The following is a 21016-nucleotide window of genomic DNA, read 5'->3' on the forward strand; positions in this document are numbered from 1 at the left end:
AATCTGTGATGGCCGGACTCGCAACACCTCACCCGAGCGCGAGACGCATCCATCGAATCCTGCGAGGACTGGCGCCTGCTGCAATAGTCGCACTCGGCGCGACCTCGTGTGCAACTGGCACAGATGCTGTTGCGCAAGGCGGTAGCTTCGACTTCGTATCTCCAGGTGGACAGACCGAAATCTTCTATGACCCACCAGAAACACGCGGATCGATTGGCACTCTCGCAGGTCCGAACCTGATGAAAGAAGGAGAACACGTCTCGCTCGACGACTATGCAGGCCAAGTGGTCGTGATCAACCTCTGGGGGCAGTGGTGCGCACCGTGCCGCGCCGAAGCCGACGACCTCGAAACGTCGTACGAAGCCACTCGAGATCTCGGCGTGCAGTTCCTGGGCATCAATGTCCGAGATCCACAACGCGACAAAGCCCAGGACTTCGTCGTCGACAACCAGGTGACCTACCCCTCCATCTACGACCCGCCGATGCGCACCCTGGCCGCTCTGGGCGGGAATTATCCGACCAGTGTGATTCCGTCGACTCTGGTTCTCGATCGTCAACACCGAGTCGCCGGCGTCTTCCTGAAAGCTCTGCTCGCAGACGATCTCACACCCGTGATCGAACGGGTGGCCGCGGAATGACCGTGCTTGCACAGGACTTGGGAACCACTTTTCAGAATGCGGTGGCTACAGGCCCCTTGATCGTCGCGCTCCTTGCGGCCTCCCTGGCAGGGTTGGTCTCCTTCGCCTCACCCTGCTGTATTCCACTCGTCCCGGGCTATTTGTCCTATCTCGCAGGAATATCCGGCGCTGAGACACCATCTTCCACCGACGGTGACACGAAAGTAATCACGACTGGTCGCTGGCGGGTGACCGGGGCCGCTGTCCTGTTCGTTGCCGGATTCACGGTGGTTTTCGTCCTCGCCACTGCCTCGGTCTTCGGAGTCATGGGGATGTTGCAATTCAACAGGGAACTCCTGCAAAGGATCGGCGGTGTGATCACCGTCGTGATGGGAATGACATTCATCGGACTAGTCCCAGCGCTTCAGCGCGATACCCGTCCCAGGCCCCGCCGCCTGTCCAGTTTGGCAGGCGCCCCCTTGCTGGGCGCCGTGTTCGGACTGGGGTGGACCCCATGCCTAGGGCCGACGCTGGCTGGAGTCCTGTCCGTCACCGCCGGCACACAAGGGGCGACGGCTGCACGCGGTGTCGTGTTGATCATTGCGTACTGCTTGGGTCTGGGTCTTCCGTTCATCGCACTCGCCTTCGGATCGTCGAAAGCGCTTCGCGGCGTTGGATGGCTTCGTCGACACTCGCGAGGCATCCAAATCTTCGGCGGTGTCATGCTGATCCTCGTCGGACTCGCTTTGTTGACCGGATTCTGGGAACTGTTCGTCTCATGGATTCGTGACGAATTCGTCAGCAACGTGGTGCTACCGATATGACCCATCCAGACGCACGCGAGACGAAACAGCTCCAACGCCGCTCGTTCATCGGCGCTGCAGTCGCTCTGGTGCGCAACACGTGGCGCAAACTGACCTCGATGCGCACCGCATTGGTTCTGCTGTTCCTACTCGCGCTGGCAGCTGTACCCGGCGCGCTCTTGCCACAACGAAACCTCAACGTGGGCAAAGTCAGCGCGTATATAGCCGCACGTCCCACCCTCGGAGGGTGGATGGACAAGATCGAACTGTTCGATGTCTTCTCCAGTTCCTGGTTCACGGCCATCTACGTTCTACTGTTTGTATCGCTCATCGGGTGTTTGATCCCGCGCCTCGCAGAGCACCTCCGCGCTCTGCGCAGCACACCGGTCCGCGCTCCGCGGAATCTGTCACGACTTCCGCATCACCATGCCGCGGAACTGAGCGCCGATTCCACCGCCGCAGTCGAACGCATCCGTGCAGCGTTGCCCCGATGGCGGCTTGCGGTACGCACAGCAGACGACGGAGCAACCGAGCTTTCCGCCGAAAAGGGGTATCTCCGAGAAGCCGGAAACTTACTCTTTCACTTCTCGCTTCTCGGACTGCTCGTCGCGATTGCGGTCGGCAAGTTGTTCGGATACGAGGGGTCCGTCATCGTCATCGCCGACGGCGGACCCGGATTCTGCAACACATCGCCCGCCGTCTACGACTCGTTCAAGACTGGAAATGCAACGGACGGAACCGGTCTCGAACCTTTCTGTATCCGGGTCAACGACTTCACCGCCGACTATCTAGACAATGGTCAAGCCTCAATGTTCACCTCCAACATTTCATACCAAGAGGGTGCAACAGACGACGGTCAATGGAACAGCTATCAACTGAAAGTGAACTCGCCGCTGAGAATTGGGGGCGAACGCGTGTACCTGACAGGGCACGGATACGCGCCCCAGTTCACTGTCACTTTCCCCGACGGTCAGTCGCGTACGGAATCACTGCAATTTCGTCCGGACGACGCCACGACCTTCCTCAGCAGTGGCGCGCTGCGATTCGACCCACCAGGGGGCACCTACTCATCGGCTGAGGAGCGTCGCAACAACCAGATCGCCGTCGAGGGACTGTTCGCTCCCACTGCGGCATTCAACGGCACCCTTCTCACGTCAGCGTTTCCGGACATGCGCGACCCGGCGGTTGCCATCGACATCTACAAAGGGGACACAGGTCTGGATACCGGCATTCCGCAGTCGATCTTCAGCCTGAATACCGAGATGATCAACCAGGGCCGCCTCACCAAGCAAGCGCGAGTCAATCTACGGCCAGGGGAATCGTCCATCTTGCCGGACGGCACACGAGTGACATTCGACGGCGCAAAGGAATTCGCAAATCTTCAGGTTTCTCACGACCCGGCTCAGGTTTGGGTACTTGTCTTCGCCATCACCATGATTACAGGTCTGATCACCTCGCTTGTGATCAAGCGTCGCAGGATCTGGGTACGGATCACGTCGAAGACAACGGACCTCGGTCAGGTATCGCTGATTGAACTCGGGGGACTGGCGAGAACGGACCACGCCGGATGGGGCGCAGAATTCGACACCGTTCACAGGCGTATCTGGCAAACCGAAGGACCGGCCCGCAGAGAAGAGCGACATGGCGATCAATGAAACCCTTTCCCGATACAGCGATCTCAGCTACGGCACGGCATTCGTCGTGTATCTACTTGCCCTTATCCTCTTCTGTGCGCAGCTTGCCTCGGTGCGCACAGAGTCGCTGAAACTGACGGTGCCCGTAGGGGTGAGTGCCGGCCCCGTACCACCAGCGTTCGATGCGAGAGTCCCTGGGCGAATCGTCGAATCTCCACCTCGGTCGATGTCGGATCGGCTCGGCAACATGGGGTTGAGCCTGGTGGTAGTCGCATTCGTGTTCCATCTTGGTGCGCTTGTCCTTCGCGGGGTGGCGACTCAACGAGTGCCCTGGGGCAACATGTATGAATTCGTCACCTTGACATGCGCGGCGGCAGTACTCGCCGGACTGATCCTGTTAAGAAGACCTGATCTGCGAACCCTGTGGGTCTTCGCTCTGATACCAATCCTCATTCTCATGTTCGTGGCAGGAACAGTTCTGTACGCGAATGCCGCCCCCGTCGTTCCTGCCCTGCAATCGTATTGGCTTCCGATCCACGTATCGATCGTCTCGATCGGTAGTGGGGTATTCCTGATCTCCGGCGTATCGAGCATGCTGTTTCTGCTGAGACTCCGGTTTGCCCACAGTAGCGTCGACTCGAAGCTCGGCACATGGATGCGTCGTCTACCCGAAGCTCACGTGTTGGATCGACTGGCTTACAAGACAACAATCTTCGCGTTCCCACTCTTCGGGGCAGGGGTGGTTCTGGGAGCGATCTGGGCGGAAGCGGCCTGGGGTAGGTTCTGGGGGTGGGATCCCAAGGAAACGGTCTCCTTCATCGCCTGGGTGATCTACGCGGCGTATCTGCACGCGCGTGCCACTTCTGGTTGGCGCGATACCCGTGCCGCGTGGATAAACATTGCGGGATTTGTAGCCATGCTGTTCAACCTCTTCATCATCAACATGGTCGTCTCCGGTCTCCATTCGTACGCAGGGCTCAACTGACAGGGGATCAGATGGATTTGTGGTGGTCGCTTCGTCCAGGTTGCACCCGCGCGTGCAAGGTTCAGTGTGTTCGTAGCGACCTAGATCGTCTGAGGGCAAACGAATGAAACATACTGCAACGCAACAGTTCACGGGCCGAATTTAGGTGAATACTAGGAGGTTCCTCTACACAAGGTCAATGCCGCCTTTGGTGGCGTCGACCGGTCAAATAGAAGACTCGGTGCCTCTCCCCGGATCATGTCCGAGCAGTGACACCGAGCCCGGGCGCATTCACATCAGATCGATATCTGAGCGATGCCCCCTTCATCCTCGATCACAGCGAGGCGAGAATGCCTTCCATCGTGGTGATTTCCAGGTTTTGCGTGCTAATGATGGTTTGTGCCATGGCGATAGCTTCTGGGTACTGTCCGGAATCAACTTCGGTTTGCGCCATGGCGACAGCGCCGCGGTGATGATCGATCATCTGTGTGAGGAACAGTTTCGCGGCATCAGTTCCTTGCGCATTCTGTAACGCTGTCATGTCCTCGGCAGACATCATCCCTTCCATGCCGGGCATCATTCCCATGCTGGTGGAGGGCATCATTCCCATGCTGGTGGACGGGGTCATCCCTTCCATGCTGTGGGACGTGGTCGGCATGTCCATGCCAGAGGAAGGGGTCGAGCTCTGTCCCCAGGTAGTCAACCAGGTTTGGAGTTGTTCGATCTCTGGGCCCTGTGCTGCCTTGATCTGCTCTGCCAACGTGGTCACGCGGGGATCGATGCCGTCTTTGGACAGGAGCATGTCGCTCATCTCGACGGCTTGACTGTGATGCGGGATCATCTGCTCGGCGAATGTCACGTCTGCCTGATTGTGGACGCTTGCGTTCACTGCTGTGCTCGACTCGGCACTCATTGTTGTTGAGGTGGAGGTGTTTTCATTGGTGTTGGAGCTGTTACATGCGGTGAGGACGAATATGGCTGCAGCTGCAGCAGCGCTGATTGCCAGGACTTTCTTCATGCCGGGGAATCCCTTTCGGTGTGGTCGGTTGTCAGGTCAGGAGGTGCCCGGCGTGGCCGTTTCTGTGGCCGGGCGCGGTGTCGGATGTTGATCAGAGCGCGAAGGGAGGCGCAGCCGTTTCAGGAGCAATGCATTGACTGCGACGATGAGGCTTGACCCGGACATCGACAGGGCGGCGATCTCGGGGCGAAGTACCAGTCCGAGTGACGGTTCGAAGACTCCGGCCGCGATCGGTAGAGCAATGACGTTGTACCCGACGGCCCATCCGAGGTTCTGTCTCATCTTGCGGAGGGTGCCTCGGCCGATTTGCAGTGCGATCGGTACGTCGAGCGGGTCCGAGCGCATCAACACGAGGTCGGCTGTTTCGATTGCGACGTCGGTACCTGCGCCGATGGCGATACCTAGGTCCGCTTGTGCGAGCGCCGGAGCATCGTTTACTCCGTCCCCGACCATCGCAACTTTTTTGCCGGCGTTTTGCAGTTCGGCGATTTTGGCCGCTTTGTCGCCAGGGAGCACTTCTGCGATGACGGTATCGATACCGAGCTGACCGGCGATGCGCTGTGCTGTTGCTTCGTTGTCACCACTGAGCATGACGACTTCGACGCCTAAGTCGTGCAGTGCCGAGACTGCGGCAGCGGAAGTCTCTCGGATTGCGTCGGCCAGTGCGATCACCCCGACGCCCCGCCCATCCACGGCGACGAGCACTGCTGTTCGCCCACTGGCTGCGAGATCGTCGCGTGTGTCCATCAACGGGCCGAAGTCGACGTTCTCGGCGATCATCATTTTGCGGTTGCCCACCGCAACTCGAAGTCCGTTCACTTGAGCAGCCGCACCATGACCTGGCATATTGCGGAAATCTTTGAGTGGAACCTGTGGAACGCCGCGGTCGGTCGTGTATCGGACGATTGCTCCGGCGAGGGGGTGTTCGGACTCGCGTTCGACCGCCGCGACAAGGGAAAGGAGTTCATCGGTGCCGATACCATCGACGACGACGTCGGTGACTTCAGGTTCCCCTTTGGTGAGGGTGCCGGTCTTGTCCATCACTACCACCTCGATGCGCGCCGAGGATTCCAGCGCGGTCGCAGTTTTGAACAACACTCCTCGTTGAGCTCCGAGTCCGGTACCGACCATGATGGCGGTGGGCGTGGCCAAACCGAGGGCGTCGGGGCATGTGATGACCACGACGGTGATCGCGAACAGAAGCGCTGTCTGCACTCCGGCCCCTGTCGCCCACCAGACGAGGAAGGTGCCGGTGCCGCCGATCAAAGCGACCAGGACGAGCCAGAACGCCGCCCGGTCAGCGAACCGTTGACCGGGGGCTTTCGAGTTCTGAGCTTCCTGGACCAGCGACACTATGTGGGACAGGGCAGTGTCGGCACCGACTTTGGTAGCGCGGACGCGAAGTGTTCCCGTTGTGTTGATGGAGGCCCCGATGACCGCGGATCCCGGTTCTTTGGATACGGGAAGGCTTTCCCCGGTCACCATGGACTCGTCAACTTCCGACGATCCGCTCTCGACCGTTCCGTCGACAGGAACTTTGCCGCCGGGCCGGATCAGTAACAGGTCTCCGACGACAACGTCTGCTGTGGGAACTTCGACGGGATCACCGTCTCTCAACACGATTGCCAACGGCGGTGTCAGTTCGAGCAGTGTGCGAATCGCGTCGTTGGCTCCGCCGCGGGCTCGCATCTCGAACCAATGTCCGAGTAGAACGAAAGCCGTCAGCACCGATGCTGCCTCGTAGAAGACCTCGCCGCCGCCGGTGAGTGTGACGGCGACGCTGTAGAGCCAACCCGCTCCGACTGCGACGGCGACGAGGACCATCATGTCGAGGGTGCGGGCTTTTAGGGCCCGATAAGCGCCGTCGAAAAAGATCCAGGCCGAGTAGAACACCACTGGCAAGCTCAGTACCAGGGTGAATACGTCGTCGCGGAGTCCGAACGGTGCAGCAACTGTGAATCCGAACATCTCGCGCCCCATCGGGGACCACAGCATGATCGGAATGGACAGAACGAGAGCGACGAGAAAGCGATTTCGCATGTCCCGGACCATGTCGTCCATCGACATTCCGGCGTGTGCGCCGCCGTGCCCCATCATGTCTTGTGCAGAGTGTTGAGCATGTGGCTGATGGGCCCCGTGTTCGAGGTGGGGAGATTCATCGGTCTCTGTGTCAGCTGATGTGTCGACGTGGTCTGAATGAACTTGGTGGCCAGCATGTTCGGAGGACGAGGCGGTAGTACTGTCGGTTGGTTCGGACAGAGGGTCGCAGCTGTGCGAGGGCACGGATCGGCCGGCGCAGTGATAGCCGCAGTCCCGGATCCATTGGGACAGTTCGGGTATCGAGGTTGTGCTCGGATCGTAGGTGACTGTGGCCGTCTGGTTGAGCACGTTGGCCTCGACGGATACGATGCCGCTCCGGCGAAGGAGAGTTGATTCGACTGCGGCTTTCGACGTCGCCCACTGCAATCCCTGTACTTCGAGAACGGTGGTTCGATTCATCTCAGCGCCCTCTCGTTGTGGCTGTCATTGTTTCGGCAGCGACCGTAGATATCTCGGCGAACATTCCCCGGTTGTGGCGGACCGCTTCGGCATCTCACAGGCGTGATGTATTGGGTATGTGTCAATACTGAGCCTGCCGATACCAGATATGCCTTGGCTAGATGTTTGGTGAAGATTCGATGAAGGAAGGCCCCAGAAGTCGTCTACGACACCCATCGTCCGAAGATGGGACCAGGGAATGAAAAAACTCGGGATCGAATCAGTGTTCGGAGTTGCCGGACTGAGATTTGAATCGTCGCAGGCGCAAACTGTTCGTGACGACGAACACGGAGCTGAACGCCATGGCAGCGCCCGCGATCAGCGGGTTCAACAACCCCAGTGCTGCGAGCGGCAAGGCGGCCACGTTGTAGGCGAAGGCCCAGAACAGATTCCCCTTGATGGTTTTCAACGTCGATCGCGAGAGTCGAATCGCGTCCGCAGCTGAACGCAGGTCGCCTCGGACAAGTGTGAGGTCGGAGGCTTCGATGGCCACGTCGCTGCCGGTGCCCATCGCCAGGCCTAGATCTGCTTGGGCAAGAGCGGCGGCGTCGTTGACCCCGTCACCCACCATGGCGACAGTGCACCCACGAGTTTGTAGGTCTTTGACGGCGCTGACCTTTTCCGCCGGCAACACTTCGGCGATGACGTCGGCGGGTTCGATCCCCACTTGCTTTGCTACTGCGGCGGCCGCGCGAGCATTGTCGCCGGTCAGGAGGATGGGACGCAGTCCCAAAGTCCTGAATGCAGTGATTGCCTCTTTCGAGGTGTCTTTGACTGTGTCGGCAACTACCACGATTCCGCGGATCGCCCCGTCCCACGCGACCCACACCGGGGACTTTCCGTCGGCTTCCGCGTGGTGTGCTGATGCTTGCAGATTCTCAGGCACTGCGAGAGACCAGTCTTGCGCCAACCAGGTTCGCCGACCTATAGCAACGGCGCGGCCGTCGACGACGCCGGAGACGCCTCGACCGTCGTGGTTGGAAAAACCTTCGACCTGCGGCAAGGGTTGACCAGCAGCTTGTGCTGCGAGAGCGATTGCCTGTGCGATCGGGTGCTCGGAGGCATCCTCCAATGCTCCCGCGACAGAGAGCAACTCCTCGAGATTCTCGTCATCTGCGGTCACTATTGAATCGACACTCATGCGTCCTGTGGTGATGGTCCCGGTCTTGTCGAGCACGATGGTGTCGACTTGACGGGTGGATTCGAGAATCTGGGGGCCCTTGATCAGAATCCCCAACTGTGCGCCGCGGCCGGTTCCGACCATCAGCGCCGTGGGTGTTGCCAACCCCAATGCGCAGGGGCACGCGATGATCAGCACGGCAACGGAGGCGGTGAACGCTGCCACCATCGAGTGGCCGGTCAAGAGCCACGCACCTAAGGTCAGCAGCGAGAGGACGATGACGACAGGGACGAAGATTCCGGAGATACGGTCGGCCAGACGTTGGACCTGAGCCTTGCCGTTTTGTGCATCTTCGACCAGTCGTGCCATCTGAGCGAGCTGAGTGTCGGAGCCGATGCGAGTGGCCCGAACGAGGAGGCGCCCACCAGCGTTGGCGGTGGCACCGACCACGGCGTCGCCAGGGCGCACTTCCACCGGAACAGATTCACCGGTCAGCATGGAGGCGTCCACCGCAGATGCGCCCTCGGTGACGATGCCGTCGGTAGCGATCTTCTCGCCGGGGCGGACGATGAAGACGTCGCCGACCACCAGTTGTTCGGTGGGAATCCGGATCTCGGTGTTTTCCCTCAGCACCGCTACGTCTTTGGCTCCCATGTCCATCAGTGCGCGTAGGGCCGCTCCTGACTGCTTCTTGGCCCGGGCTTCGAAATATCGTCCCGCGAGAATGAAGACGGTTAGCGCGGCGGCCACTTCCAGATAGATGTGGTCCGCTCCGCCCTCTTGCTGTGGGAACAGGCTGAATTCCATCTTCATGCCGGCCATTCCTGCATGACCGAAGAACAAAGCCCACAGTGACCACAGGTAGGCCGCCGACACCCCCACCGAGATCAGAGTGTCCATCGTTGCTGCGCCGTGTCGAGCATTCGTCAACGCGGCACGGTGGAAGGGAAGTGCACCCCAGACGACCACGGGGGAGGCGAGCGTCAAGGCCAGCCACTGCCAGTTCGTGAACTGCAGCGACGGGATCATCGACAATGCGACCACCGGCACGGTCAATGTGAGCGAGACGAGTAGTCGGGTCCGCAATTGCGAAGCCTCGTCCTGGGTCTGACTGGTCACCCCGTCGGTATGGCCGGGTTCACCGGAGGTGCCCTTCGGTACCGGCAGCGTGGCGGTGTACCCGGTTGCTTCGACTGTGGCGATCAAGTCCTCGGGTGCTACCGAACCTGTGAAGTTGACCTTCGCTTTTTCTGTGGCGTAGTTGACAGTCGCGGTGACGCCTTCGATCTTGTTGAGCTTTTTCTCGATTCGCGCAGCGCAGGAGGCGCAGGTCATGCCGCCGATGGCTAATTCGACACTGTGTGCGGAATCGGCGGCGACGGTGGTGTTGTCTACGGTGCTCATCAGATGTACCTCTCCTGACCTGCCTGCGCTGGTGGTCGTGGTCGCGTGGTCAGATGTTCGCGAGACGGTAGTTTCCGGCTTCATCGAGCGCGGCAGCTACTTGTTCGTTGGTCAGTGTCGATGACGCCGTAACGGTGACGGTGGAGACTCCGCCGGCGACGAGATCGATATCGACCCCACTCACTCCGGGGAGCTCGCGCAGTTCGTCCGTGACGGCGCCGACGCAATGCCCGCAGGTGAGGCCGGTTACGGCGAAGGTGTTGTTCGTTGCAGCCATGGCGTTCTCCGTAGTTGTTGATGCGGAATTGGTGTGTGGTTCCGGCGTCGAGCTGCACCCGCAGCCGCGTTGCGTTTCGTCGAGCAGGTTTGACTGTGAATTGGTCTGGCTCATGATGTCCTCCATCTGGTACCCCTAGGGGGTATGTGTATTCGACTATACGCCCACTCGGATGGGGTGAGTCAAGACTGTGTGTCGGCCGACTTTCGGCCGGACATTCTTCCTTCCGGTTTCTGTTTGTGTTCATGCAGGGATGGCCAAATGCAGGCGCCGCTGCAATACGTCATCTGCGTGCCGGAAACGGCCGCCGAGGTGCGTCAGTCAAAGACTTTCGATGCCACGACCGTGCTGAAACGAGGAGCGAAGGGGAAGGGGGTTGCCGGAATCTGACCTCACCTCGGCGATGAAAACTGTTCCACTGCAGCGAGATAGACTGTGGACATCGATCGAGATGTGAGATGAACATTGCTCGTCGTGAGTAGACGTACGTCGACGCGACGTTGGGCGCAGCTCGATCGAATCGCTCCGTTGGATAACTGATGTGTTCGATACCCGCTCAGTGCCGGGTATCGAACACATCAGGTTCGCGCCAGCGCGGATGCGATCATCTGTTCGGACGTCTCAGTGTCAGAGAACATAATCCAAGCGCGTCATCATGCCTGCCTCCTGGTGATAACCGTTGTGACAGTGGAGCATCCAGTCGCCCGGGTTGTCGGCAACGAGATCGACGGCAACCGATTCCATGGGGCGAACGATGACGGTGTCCTTGCGGGGGCCGGCGCTACCGTCACTTTTGACCACTTGGAAGGTGTGTCCGTGCAGATGCATGGGATGCCACATCATCGTCATGTTGGTGAAGGTGATCCGGGCGCGGTCCCCTTCTTTGACGGTCAGTGGTTCGGTTTGATCGTAGTTCCGACCGTTGATCGTCCATTGGTAGCTCATCATGTCTCCCCCGAGATCGGCCTTGAGGTTGACATTCGTGCCCTCGTTTTGCGGAAGAACTACGCTTTGCGCTGCAGCGAAGGTCTCGACCGTGCCCACACGACCTGTCAATTCTCGGGGCAGGAACGACGGATCGGGTGCATCGCCCGAACCGGTACGCAGCAACGCCCGACCATGCGCGTTCTTGCCCTCGGCAGCGGCGACGAGTGGGAATACACCGTCCTTGACGGTGACGATCACGTCGTAGCGCTCACCCATGCCGAGTAGAAGCGCATCGACTTCCCTCGGCACGATCGGAAAGCCGTCGGTATGGGTCACGGTCATCGCATGATCGGTAAGTGCGACTCGAAAAGCGGTGTCCGCGCCCGCGTTGATGATTCGGATACGCACACGTTGCCCGGCTGCGGCCGAGAAGGTCGTCGGTGCGGACGCTATTCGCCCGTTGACCAGATAGTAGGGGTAGCTGACGTCACCGGCGTCACCGCCGAGCAGCGCGCTGGGCTCTGCCGAGTTCGGAACACCCGATGCGGAGGGCGTCGTGGTCTCGTTCGACCCGTGATCCATTCCGCCCATGCCGGGCATGTTGCCCATCCCGGATCCGCCCATCGAACCCATGCCGTTTCCGGACTGGAGGTCGGAGAGGATCTGTTGTGGGCTGGTGCCGATTCCATCGGTCCAGTCGTCGAGAACGACGATCCATTCGGTGTCGTAGTCGACGGGTTCGCGGGGGTCGTCGACAACGATGGGGAGGTAGAGGCCGTAGTCGGTGTCGAGGCCGACATGGGGGTGAGCCCAATAGGTTCCCGAATGCGGTACGGAGAACCGGTAGGTGAAACTCTGTCCCGATTCGATGTTCGGGCTTGCCGGCAAGGCGCCGTCCATGTCGTTTCGCAGCGCTATGCCGTGCCAATGCACCGATGTCTGATGATCGAGCCCGTTGTTGACGGTGATCGCGAGCTCGTCCCCGACGTTCGCGCGAATCAACTGTCCGGGAACACTGTCGCCGTAGGCAAGAGTGCGCACCTTTATGCCGCCGAGATCGATATCGGCACCCTGGGGGTTGAGCGTGTATTCGACGGTACGACCAGTGTGCGGGCGCGCCGCCTCGGCGGCTGCTATGGCATCGTTGTCGAACGGCGCTGGGCTCGGGTTGGACGATCGGCCGGTGGTGCATGCGGTCAACGCCAAGCCGCCAACCCCCGCCGCAGCAGCAGCGAGAAACGTACGTCGACTGACACCGAACCGGGTGGACGGAGCGATAACCATGAGTGTGATTGTCCTTGTCTTGTCGTTGAGGCAGGTGTGGAGTTGATGCGCCGGTCAGTTCAGGACAGGCGTGCCACAGAAGTCAACGACTCTCGTGTCGATGATTGGATCGATCCAAAGCTTTTCTGCGGGAGTGATACTCGTCATCGTCGATCTCGCCGCGGGCGTAGCGTTCATCCAACAGCTGCTGCGCAGTCGTCCCGCGGAATTCGCTGCGGTCGCTGCGTCTGGGACGAAACAATGCAAGTAGTCCCACGATGATCACACCCCACAATGCGATCATCGCCAGCACCATCAGCACCCAGCTGACCCATCCCATTCCGTAACCGGATCCGTTGCCCCACCACATCATGTCCATTCACTCTCCTCACCCCCCGATACTGCTTGCCGAACCCGCTGGGATCGGTGTGCGTTCTGTGAAGATTCGCTGAAGAGGTGACCGCGCGCCGTGTATTGCACGCACAGCGGCGGCCGGGGGAGTCCACGATGGTGGGCATGAACAGTACGTCAACACAGGCAACCGACGAGTCGGCAGGTTTTCGGGCATTGGTCGTCGACGACGAACGCCCACTGGCCTCGATCATCTCGAGCTATCTGGAACGAGAGTCATTCGAGGTGAGTGTGGCGTACAACGGTCTCGATGCTCTCGCACTTGCCCGTGAGGTCGATCCCGATGTGGTGGTCCTCGATCTGGGACTGCCCGGTATCGACGGTATCGAGGTGTGCCGGGAACTTCGTACCTTCTCGGATGCGTACGTGGTGATGCTGACCGCCCGCAGCGAGGAAGTGGACACCATCGTCGGACTCTCTGTCGGTGCCGACGACTACATGACCAAGCCGTTCAGCCCCCGCGAGTTGGTGGCGAGGATTCGCGCGATGATGCGCAGACCCCGCAGCACCGCCGCCCACAGAGCAACGGAGAGTCCGCTCACCCGAGGCGACGAGATTCCCCCGATGACGTTCGGAGCCCTCGAGATCGATGTGGCGGGGCGAGAGGTAGCTGTCGACGACAAACCGATCCTCCTCACTCGGACGGAGTTCGACGTGTTGGCGGCGTTGGCAGCGCGGCCGGGTATGGCGTTCAGCCGGCGTCAACTCATCGAAACGGTATGGGGCCCTACCTGGACCGGGAATGAACACCTCGTCGATGTGCATATCGGTCACCTGCGCCGCAAACTCGGCGATGATCCCGCCGCTCCCCGGTACGTCAACACGGTGCGCGGCATCGGGTACCGGATGGGTTCCGGAAAATGACTACCCGAGAGGACCTTTCAACCCACCAAACCCCGCCTCGTACCCGACGGGGACTCGGCATCGGCGTGCGACTACTCACGGCCCAGACACTGGTCCTGGTGGCCGGGGCGGTGACCTCCTGGGCCGTTGCCGTCACAGTCGGTCCGGCATTGTTCCGCGAGCATCTGCGCCGAGCAGGCGTACCTCCCATGTCCGAGGAGCAAATACACGCCGAGCAGGCCTACCGCTCGGCAACCGCGATCTCGTTGTCCGTGGCGATCGGCGCCGCCGCATTGTGCGCGCTGGCTGTGACCTGGTACCTCAGCCGTCGCCTGCAACGATCGGTAACCGCGGTAGCGGCCGCCGCCACAGCAGTCTCGACGGGAAACTACGCAGCCAGAGTCCCACCGGCTCGCCTCGGTGACGACTTCGACGCACTGGCGACGGCATTCAACGACATGGCGGCTCGTCTCGAGTCTGCGGAATCGATGCGCCGACGGTTGCTGGCAGATCTCGCACACGAAATACGTACGCCGGTAGCGGTTCTCGAAGCATTCATGGAAGCACTCGAGGACGGAGTGGAAGCTCTCGATGATCACACCATTACGATGCTCCGCGACCAAACCCGACGTTTGGCACGGTTTTCCGACGATGTCTCGGCGCTCTCGAATGTCGAGACCAATCGAGCCGCGATCACACCGAGCTGGACGAGACCTGAGCTGCTGGTGAGGTCGGCGATAGCGGCCCACGAAGAACGGTACGACACGAAAGCAGTGAAACTGAGCGCGGATGTCCCGGAAAATCTTCCGTCGTTGTGGGTCGACCCGGAGCGTATGGGACAGGTGCTGAGCAATCTCCTTGACAACGCACTACGTCACAGCCCACCACAGAGCACAGTGCACGTGCGGGCGCGGGTAAGAGGCGACCGGCTCGTCCTCATGCTCTCCGATACCGGCGATGGAGTCGCCGGCGAGCACCTGCCCTATCTGTTCGAACGCTTCTATCGCGTCGACGCCGCACGCGATCGTGCCCACGGCGGGTCGGGAATCGGACTATCCATCGCGAAAGCGCTCGTCGAAGCCCACGGGGGACAGATCACCGCCAGCAGTGGCGGCGTCGGTTGCGGCACTACATTCGTCATCACGTTGCCAGTTCATCGGCCGAAATAGCGACACGTTATTGGCCGGATCGACGTCGCCGCTACATTGCAAACCTTGAAATCGCGTGTCTGCCGGCTTGGCCTAGAGCGCCTGCGTGGTGCCGAAATGCCGACCGAAACGTTGGTCCCCGCCCTTGACATACTATCTAGATTAGTAGTTCAGCTACTATCGACCTTAGTAGTTCGGTGGGCATTCGCGCCAGCCGAAAGAATGGGGCGCCGGTGAGCAAAAAATCAACCAAAACCCGCGCGAAACAGCGGTCTACGACACAGAATCAAGCACGGCGTGCCACGTCGCCGAATCTACATGTCACCTCGAGGCCATCGTTGGGCGCCAGCACGACGCCCAACGATGCGCGTAGTCAGGGCCGTAGCGCAGCGGAAGAACTGGCCGCAGCGGCCGCGGCGGCGTACTTGAGTAAAGCGGTGCCGGCGCCAGCCATTGCCGAAGAGTCTGCGCCTACCAAGCGGCCGGTCGCCGAACCCACTGCTCCGCCGTCGAGCGAAGCCGGATCGACGGCGGCACCGGAGTCCGCTGCACCTGGCGGAGGATGCGCGGAAGCTTTCACGCAGATAGAACCACAGGGGCTCGCAGCCACGTACTGGGGAGAAGCGCCCGACTCGACTTCTGACCTGTCGATCCTGTTCCGTGGAACCCGCAACAGTCCGGGCAGTGACCCACAGCAATTCGAAAGGATCACTCACGTCAAAGGTGTTCCGGTTGGCAGCCGATTTGCGGTGACCGCGAGAATCCGCGGAATCGCCACCGGCAGTTGGGCTGTCAGCGCAGAGCGCATTGAGACTCCGGACGATACCGCCGGGCAGTTCGACGTCGAAGATCCCCAGACCGCGACGCTCTGGACTACCGCCGCACCATTGGTACACGGACCGGACGTGCGACTGTGGACATGGCCGCTGTTGGTGGGCTCGGGCGCAGTGTTCGCCATCGTGATGCAGTCACTGCTACTGACACGTGCGAACGAGAATGCCACCGTGGCCGTTCTCGTCTCAATCCTCGGTTGTCTTCTCGGCTACGTGGGCGCAAAGCTCTGGTACCTGGCACTTCACCGCCAGAGCCTTCGAAGATTTGTCAGTGCGGGCGCATGCATTCAAGGGTTCCTGGTGGTCTCGCTCGCGGTCTTGGTGATCGGCGGAGCAGCATCGGGATTCGGCATCGGTTTGTTGCTGGATATGACGACGCCGGGGCTGTTTCTGGGGATTGCGATAGGGCGGCCGGGGTGTTTTCTGACCGGCTGTTGTTCGGGGCGACCCACTGTGTCGAGATGGGGAATGTGGGCATCGGACCGAACGCTCGCCGTACGGCGAATCCCTGTTCAGCTGATAGAGGCATTCGCAGGATTGATCATCGGTCTGGCTACATTGAGTATCGTCCTCTCCGGCGTCGAAATGCCGTACAACGGAGCAATATTCGTCGTCGCCGTAGCCACCTATACGTGGGTTCGTCAATTGTTGTTCCCGTACCGCGCAGATCCCCACACTCGGCGCGGGCGACTTCTGACGAGTGCTGCATGCGGCACCATCGTCGTCGCGACGATCCTGATGAGCGCGTTCATCTGAACTGAGCGACTTGTCGCCAGCTCCGTTGATGTCGATACAGTGCAGATGTGGATCCGGTCCAGCTGTCCGGCTGATACCGGGCGACACGGTAGAACGAAGTCTGAGAAGTCGAGTGACGTGTGAGTTTCGTCCGGTGGTTCGGTGATTGAAGTCGGTTCAGTTCAGAGGAGGGGGGAACCGACTTCAATTTCTTGTGCTGCGATCACGTCTGTAGGTACTGAGACGGACGTCTACTCGAGTGTCCCGGCCTCGTGCTAATTCATGTACCTGCGCACGTGGCCATCGCCATCGCGCCCAGTAGCGCAAGAAGAGGTGCAGCAGGTAGGACGATTGCGGTTCCGCAGGCCGCCAGGGTGCGCAGGTAGCGAACGGGCGCCGCGTGGTGAGTGCGAGGGGAGGACAGTCGGTCAAGGCGAAGTGCCAAACAGTCCTGCGCTATTCCAAGAGCCGAGACGGGTACATCATGGGGCGTCATACTGCAGAGCGCGCGGTGCACGGATTCGCGCCCATGCTGACGAACGGCTCGGGAGTCGGCTTCGATTTCCACCAACGCGCGGACCAGTTGCGGCGAGGACCGCATGATCGGAAGCCACGGAAACGCATAGGCGAGGGCTTCAGCTGCGCTGACAAGCTGATGATGGCGACCGCTGATATGTGCTCGCTCGTGTGAGAGCACTGCGGCAAGAGCCTCGGGGTCGAGCTGTTCCCTCAGTCCATCACTGGCCACTATGAGTGCAGGGCGCCCTGCGACGCTGTAGGCGAAGGGCGTCGGGACTGGGAGCCACAGCAGCGATGACGATGTCGCTCCCCCGAGAATGCGCAGTAACCCGAGGTGCTGTTGGTGTAGGTCATGGCGGGTGCGTGAGAACCTGAACAGGTGCACGGTGCCTCGCACAGCCCCGATCGCCAGTGCAGCCCCACCTAGTACACCAACTGCCGTCTCCACCCGCGCCGGAGCGTCATCGTGAAGGGCAAGCCAACAGCTGTGGGCGAACTCGATCAGTGACGAGACCCCCCCGTGACTGGGCATCAGACTCAACACCACAGGGACACCGATGCTCACCATGGTTCCGAGTGCCAGTGCGCTCCACGTCACGAGGGCAACATGCGGGTCGACGCCACGTCGCATCATCGATCCCAGTAACAGCGGCGCGAGTGCTGCAACGAGGAGTCCGCCGACCGCCCACGTGAGGACGGCTGTCATTTCTTTCCTCGTTCACGCAACCCACGCGCGAGGATCTTGGATTCGACGTCCGATGTCCCCCGGACAAAATGCAGAAGGACCCCGGTGGGGTCGCCGGTGGATTCGAGAAGTGCGCGCAGCCCATCGGCTGCCGCTTCCTCGCGACTTCGCGTGGCTTCGTACCAGTACGCCCGGCCGTTCCGTTTGCGATGCACCCATCCCTTGCGATGAAGGTTGTCCATGACGGTCATAACCGTCGTGTATGCAGGTTCACGGTCGTCGTCGAGACCATCGATGACGTCGCGGACCCGGACTGGTTCGGTGGAGCGCCACAGCACATCCATGACCAGGGCCTCGAGCTCTCCCAGACCTTGCATTTTCTTCCTCCTACATCAACCGCATTCGTCACCGCACGTACCGTCGATGTGCAAAAACCTGCTACCTGGATCACAGGACCCACACAATATTGTGGTCTGCGATTCAACGTGCATCGTGATCGTGGTGTTCGGGACCGATGGATGCGGCATGGCGTCGACCCTGGACGCCGGAAGTGCCGAGACGGCGAACCCATAGCCCTCTTGAAATAGTATCTGTTCTTTCTCCAGACACTTCGCAGACACAACAACGACGCTACGAGTGGGAGGGAAGCCTTGATGGTCTGTCGGAGAGGGCTCGTTTCCTCGTCGATTCCACGTCGTTTTCGCAGTGACACTGCAGACGGCAACTCTTTCAGAGCGCGCTGCCCTCCGACCATCGATCCCACGAGAGGCTCCAGTCGCCGTTCTGCCACAGTTCGAGCGGGGCCCCGCCGGTATTGCGAATCTCCACGACATCTCCAGGAAGCGAAAAGTCGTAGAACCACTGTGCGTTGGCGCGACTCAAATTCAAGCACCCGTGCGAAACATTGGTATTGCCTTGTGCCCAGACTGTGTCTTCGAGTTCGTGAAGGTAAATCCCGTCCGTGCTGATTCGTGTGGCGTAGTTGATCTTTTCCTTGTATCCCAGACGCGAATTGACGGGAAGTCCGTAGGTCGACGAATCCATGATGACGGGATTGGCCTGATCGAGGACAGTGTAAATGCCGGGCTGGGTCCAGAAGGAAATTGTTTGTCCGTTGACGGTCTCGGTTCCACCCATCCCCATGGAGGTCGGCATCGTACGTACTGTTTTGCCGTTGTTCGTGACCGTCACTTGCTTGGTCGTATCGTCGGCAATGGTGATGTGGGAGTCGCCGATGGTGAATGCGGTCGTCGCATCTTCTTGTCCGAACAGGCCCTCTCCGAGCGGGACGCCGAACACCTTGGCTTGGACCGTGACTTCTGTTCCGGGGGAATAGTACTCACGAGGCCGCCAGTGCACGTTCTGGTTATCTGCCCAGTACCAGGAGCCTTCGGTCGGCGCCGACGTCTGGACGGTCAATGTCTTCTCTGCTGCTGCACGATCGATGATCGGCTCGTCGAAATGCGCGACAATGACGATCCCTACCCCGAAGGTGCCGCCGTCGGTGAGGAGGTTGCCTCCAGTGGTCACGAAGGACGGTTTCGTCAGGTTCCGCGGTTTGACGGTGGAGAAGGTACTGGACTGATCGATGTGCGAACCATCGCTCTGGGTGGTCGTCGCTGCCATCGTGTAGGTCTTCCCGTAGTCCAAGGGAACGTCAGGCTTCCACACCTGCCGGTCGGGGGTGAAGATGCCCTCGATCTCTGTCCCGTTCGCTTCGGTGAGCGTTACCGAGTCGAGCCTTCCTCCAACGGATTCCACTGAGATCGGGTCGAGAGGGTTGACGGTATCCGTCCACTCGGAAGGGGTCATGACGAGCGCAGCGGCGGGGGGAGTCGAACTCGGCGAGGGAGCAAGCGCGTCAGTCGGTGTCGACTGTGTTCCGGTTCGGGTGCATCCCGTCAGCGTCGTGACTAGGAGGACAAGGACGAGTAGCGCTGTACGTCTTGTTGAGCGCACGAATGGTTTCCTTCACGCAGGCGGGGCGGGCGGTGACGACTGGGACAGTGATTCGCAGTTGCGAAGCCACGCTCTGAAGGGAGATCAGAGGTGCGAAACGAGAGGCGGGGACGCGGTGGTTGTGGCCCCGACTCTCGACGTTTTCGGATCAGTTCTGCTGCAGTAGTGCTTGCATCGCGGCGATCTCAGCTTGCTGTGCGGCTACTATACTGGTAGCCAATTTCTTGGCGTCAGAACTGTTGCCGTCGGATAGTTCAGTCTGGGCCATCGCGATTGCACCAGTGTGATGTTCGATCATCATGTTCAGCCACGCGGCGTCGAAGTCGTTGTCGCGCAGCCCCTCCAGCTCAGTCATCTGCTGCTGGGACATCATTCCTGAATCGGCTCCGCCGTGGTTCATTCCATCCATGGAGTTCCCTCCGGATGTGGGATCGGGTGAAGGTTGACCCCATTGTTCGAGGAGCGCTGTCATCTGATCCATTTCGGGTCCCTGAGCGGATTGGATCGACGCTGCGAGTTCGAGTATTCGTGGATTGGCGGTGCGACTGTCGACCATCTTCGCCATCTTGACAGCCTGCGCGTGATGTGGATACATCATCTGTACGAACATCACGTCCGCGCTGTTGGAGTCGGCGGTTACCGAAGCGATGGAGGAGCTGGACATGCTCCCGCCATCGTTGTTCGACATTTGGCTCATGTCATGGCCGCCGCCGCAGCCGGCGATCAGCATCAGACCGACGGCAGATCCTGCTGAGACTGCGATACGTGCGGGAACGGAGCGTGTGGACCACATTTCTTCTCCTGGAATGTCGTTGTAAGGAAGGGTGCTTGTGTGGATGTGGACACTTGGGTAGGTGTGTGACTGTCTGTGTGGCCGCGTCACACTCGTAGCGCCGACAGCTGTGCAAGAGTTGAGTCACGGCGGTGCTCGGCCGGTATGGGTTGGTTTCCGAGCCAGTTGCGGTTCTTCACCGACATTCGCTGATGTGCGCGACCGAACGGGGTGTGGGGCCGGGGCGGCCATATACGCATGAACGTCGGGATGGTCATGGCATTCGCTCTCGGCATTTGCTCTCGGCGGTCACTGTCGCGGCGGACTGTCCGAAGTCGAATGATATGAAGCGATGAGAAGTTTCATGGTTACTGCTCTGCTCACGTCGACCGTCAGGATTCTTCGCCGATCGGAATGGTCGATCGCAGGTGGCGAATGCATGAACAGAACGCCGACCACTGTCGCCGGTAGACCCGCAACATGCAGAATTCGTTGCACCGTCGCCGGTATCGCGGACACCTTCAGTGCCATGCTGTGGCGGACTTG

Annotated in this window: 18 protein-coding genes; 8 read left to right on the forward strand and 10 right to left on the reverse strand. The window is 60.3% G+C overall.

What is annotated here, in order from left to right:
- Positions 1-8 precede the first annotated feature (8 nt).
- The 4 genes from R4P70_RS29820 to ccsB are packed head-to-tail and all read left to right on the forward strand — an operon-like array spanning position 9 to position 4039.
- On the forward strand, positions 9-638 hold the full coding sequence (locus R4P70_RS29820) for a TlpA disulfide reductase family protein (protein WP_411742493.1): 630 nt from the start codon (positions 9-11) through the stop codon (positions 636-638).
- Positions 635-1441 (forward strand): cytochrome c biogenesis CcdA family protein, encoded by an 807-nt coding sequence (locus R4P70_RS29825; protein ID WP_317833246.1) that lies wholly within the window; start codon positions 635-637, stop codon positions 1439-1441. Before R4P70_RS29820 ends, R4P70_RS29825 begins: the two co-directional genes overlap by 4 nt.
- Positions 1438-3075 (forward strand): cytochrome c biogenesis protein ResB, encoded by a 1638-nt coding sequence (locus R4P70_RS29830; protein ID WP_317833248.1) that lies wholly within the window; start codon positions 1438-1440, stop codon positions 3073-3075. The genes R4P70_RS29825 and R4P70_RS29830 overlap by 4 nt, the downstream gene beginning before the upstream one ends.
- Entirely contained in the window at positions 3062-4039 is a 978-nt protein-coding gene (gene ccsB, locus R4P70_RS29835; protein WP_317833250.1) for a c-type cytochrome biogenesis protein CcsB, read from the forward strand. Before R4P70_RS29830 ends, ccsB begins: the two co-directional genes overlap by 14 nt.
- 313 nt (positions 4040-4352) lie before the next feature.
- On the opposite strand, the gene R4P70_RS29840 is transcribed toward ccsB, so the two are convergent.
- The 4 genes from R4P70_RS29840 to R4P70_RS29855 form a co-directional block, all read right to left on the reverse strand.
- Positions 4353-5036 (reverse strand): DUF305 domain-containing protein, encoded by a 684-nt coding sequence (locus R4P70_RS29840; protein WP_317833252.1) that lies wholly within the window; start codon positions 5034-5036, stop codon positions 4353-4355.
- Between the two features lie 36 nt (positions 5037-5072).
- Positions 5073-7535, reverse strand: a complete 2463-nt coding sequence (locus R4P70_RS29845) for a heavy metal translocating P-type ATPase (protein ID WP_317833254.1) — start codon at positions 7533-7535, stop codon at positions 5073-5075.
- Positions 7536-7794: 259 nt separating this feature from the next.
- Positions 7795-10098, reverse strand: coding sequence for a heavy metal translocating P-type ATPase (locus R4P70_RS29850; RefSeq protein ID WP_317833256.1), 2304 nt, complete (start codon positions 10096-10098; stop codon positions 7795-7797).
- A 49-nt stretch (positions 10099-10147) separates the two neighbouring features.
- Entirely contained in the window at positions 10148-10375 is a 228-nt protein-coding gene (locus R4P70_RS29855; RefSeq protein WP_317833258.1) for a heavy-metal-associated domain-containing protein, read from the reverse strand.
- Between the two features lie 261 nt (positions 10376-10636).
- Here R4P70_RS29855 and R4P70_RS29860 point away from each other — a divergent pair, with 261 nt between their 5' ends.
- Positions 10637-10765, forward strand: coding sequence for a hypothetical protein (locus R4P70_RS29860; protein WP_317833260.1), 129 nt, complete (start codon positions 10637-10639; stop codon positions 10763-10765).
- A 237-nt stretch (positions 10766-11002) separates the two neighbouring features.
- On the opposite strand, the gene R4P70_RS29865 is transcribed toward R4P70_RS29860, so the two are convergent.
- Both R4P70_RS29865 and R4P70_RS29870 read right to left on the reverse strand, forming a co-directional pair.
- On the reverse strand, positions 11003-12586 hold the full coding sequence (locus R4P70_RS29865; RefSeq protein WP_317833262.1) for a multicopper oxidase family protein: 1584 nt from the start codon (positions 12584-12586) through the stop codon (positions 11003-11005).
- 82 nt (positions 12587-12668) lie between these two features.
- Positions 12669-12944, reverse strand: a complete 276-nt coding sequence (locus R4P70_RS29870) for an SHOCT domain-containing protein (RefSeq protein WP_317833264.1) — start codon at positions 12942-12944, stop codon at positions 12669-12671.
- A gap of 128 nt (positions 12945-13072) precedes the next feature.
- Here R4P70_RS29870 and R4P70_RS29875 point away from each other — a divergent pair, with 128 nt between their 5' ends.
- The 3 genes from R4P70_RS29875 (at position 13073) to R4P70_RS29885 (ending at position 16556) form a co-directional block, all read left to right on the forward strand.
- Positions 13073-13840 carry a response regulator transcription factor gene (locus R4P70_RS29875; RefSeq protein WP_317833266.1) on the forward strand — a complete coding sequence of 256 codons (768 nt, stop codon included), beginning with the start codon at positions 13073-13075 and terminating at the stop codon, positions 13838-13840.
- Complete coding sequence (locus R4P70_RS29880) at positions 13837-14988, forward strand: sensor histidine kinase (RefSeq protein ID WP_317833268.1); 1152 nt, start codon at positions 13837-13839, stop codon at positions 14986-14988. The genes R4P70_RS29875 and R4P70_RS29880 overlap by 4 nt, the downstream gene beginning before the upstream one ends.
- A 317-nt stretch (positions 14989-15305) precedes the next feature.
- On the forward strand, positions 15306-16556 hold the full coding sequence (locus tag R4P70_RS29885; protein WP_317833271.1) for a prolipoprotein diacylglyceryl transferase family protein: 1251 nt from the start codon (positions 15306-15308) through the stop codon (positions 16554-16556).
- Between the two features lie 259 nt (positions 16557-16815).
- On the opposite strand, the gene R4P70_RS29890 is transcribed toward R4P70_RS29885, so the two are convergent.
- The 4 genes from R4P70_RS29890 to R4P70_RS29905 all read right to left on the reverse strand — a co-directional run bounded on the left by R4P70_RS29890 (position 16816) and on the right by R4P70_RS29905 (position 20491).
- Positions 16816-17760 carry a M56 family metallopeptidase gene (locus R4P70_RS29890; RefSeq protein ID WP_243620979.1) on the reverse strand — a complete coding sequence of 315 codons (945 nt, stop codon included), beginning with the start codon at positions 17758-17760 and terminating at the stop codon, positions 16816-16818.
- The gene (locus tag R4P70_RS29895; protein ID WP_054781129.1) at positions 17757-18116 is read right to left on the reverse strand and encodes a BlaI/MecI/CopY family transcriptional regulator; all 360 of its coding nucleotides are present in this window, start codon (positions 18114-18116) and stop codon (positions 17757-17759) included. The genes R4P70_RS29890 and R4P70_RS29895 overlap by 4 nt, the downstream gene beginning before the upstream one ends.
- A 352-nt stretch (positions 18117-18468) precedes the next feature.
- The gene (locus tag R4P70_RS29900; protein ID WP_411742494.1) at positions 18469-19698 is read right to left on the reverse strand and encodes an Ig-like domain-containing protein; all 1230 of its coding nucleotides are present in this window, start codon (positions 19696-19698) and stop codon (positions 18469-18471) included.
- Positions 19699-19846: 148 nt separating this feature from the next.
- Positions 19847-20491 carry a DUF305 domain-containing protein gene (locus R4P70_RS29905; RefSeq protein WP_317833276.1) on the reverse strand — a complete coding sequence of 215 codons (645 nt, stop codon included), beginning with the start codon at positions 20489-20491 and terminating at the stop codon, positions 19847-19849.
- Between the last annotated feature and the right edge of the window lie 525 nt (positions 20492-21016).

Source organism: Rhodococcus sp. IEGM 1241 (assembly GCF_033142365.1).
Classification (GTDB): domain Bacteria; phylum Actinomycetota; class Actinomycetes; order Mycobacteriales; family Mycobacteriaceae; genus Rhodococcus_F; species Rhodococcus_F erythropolis.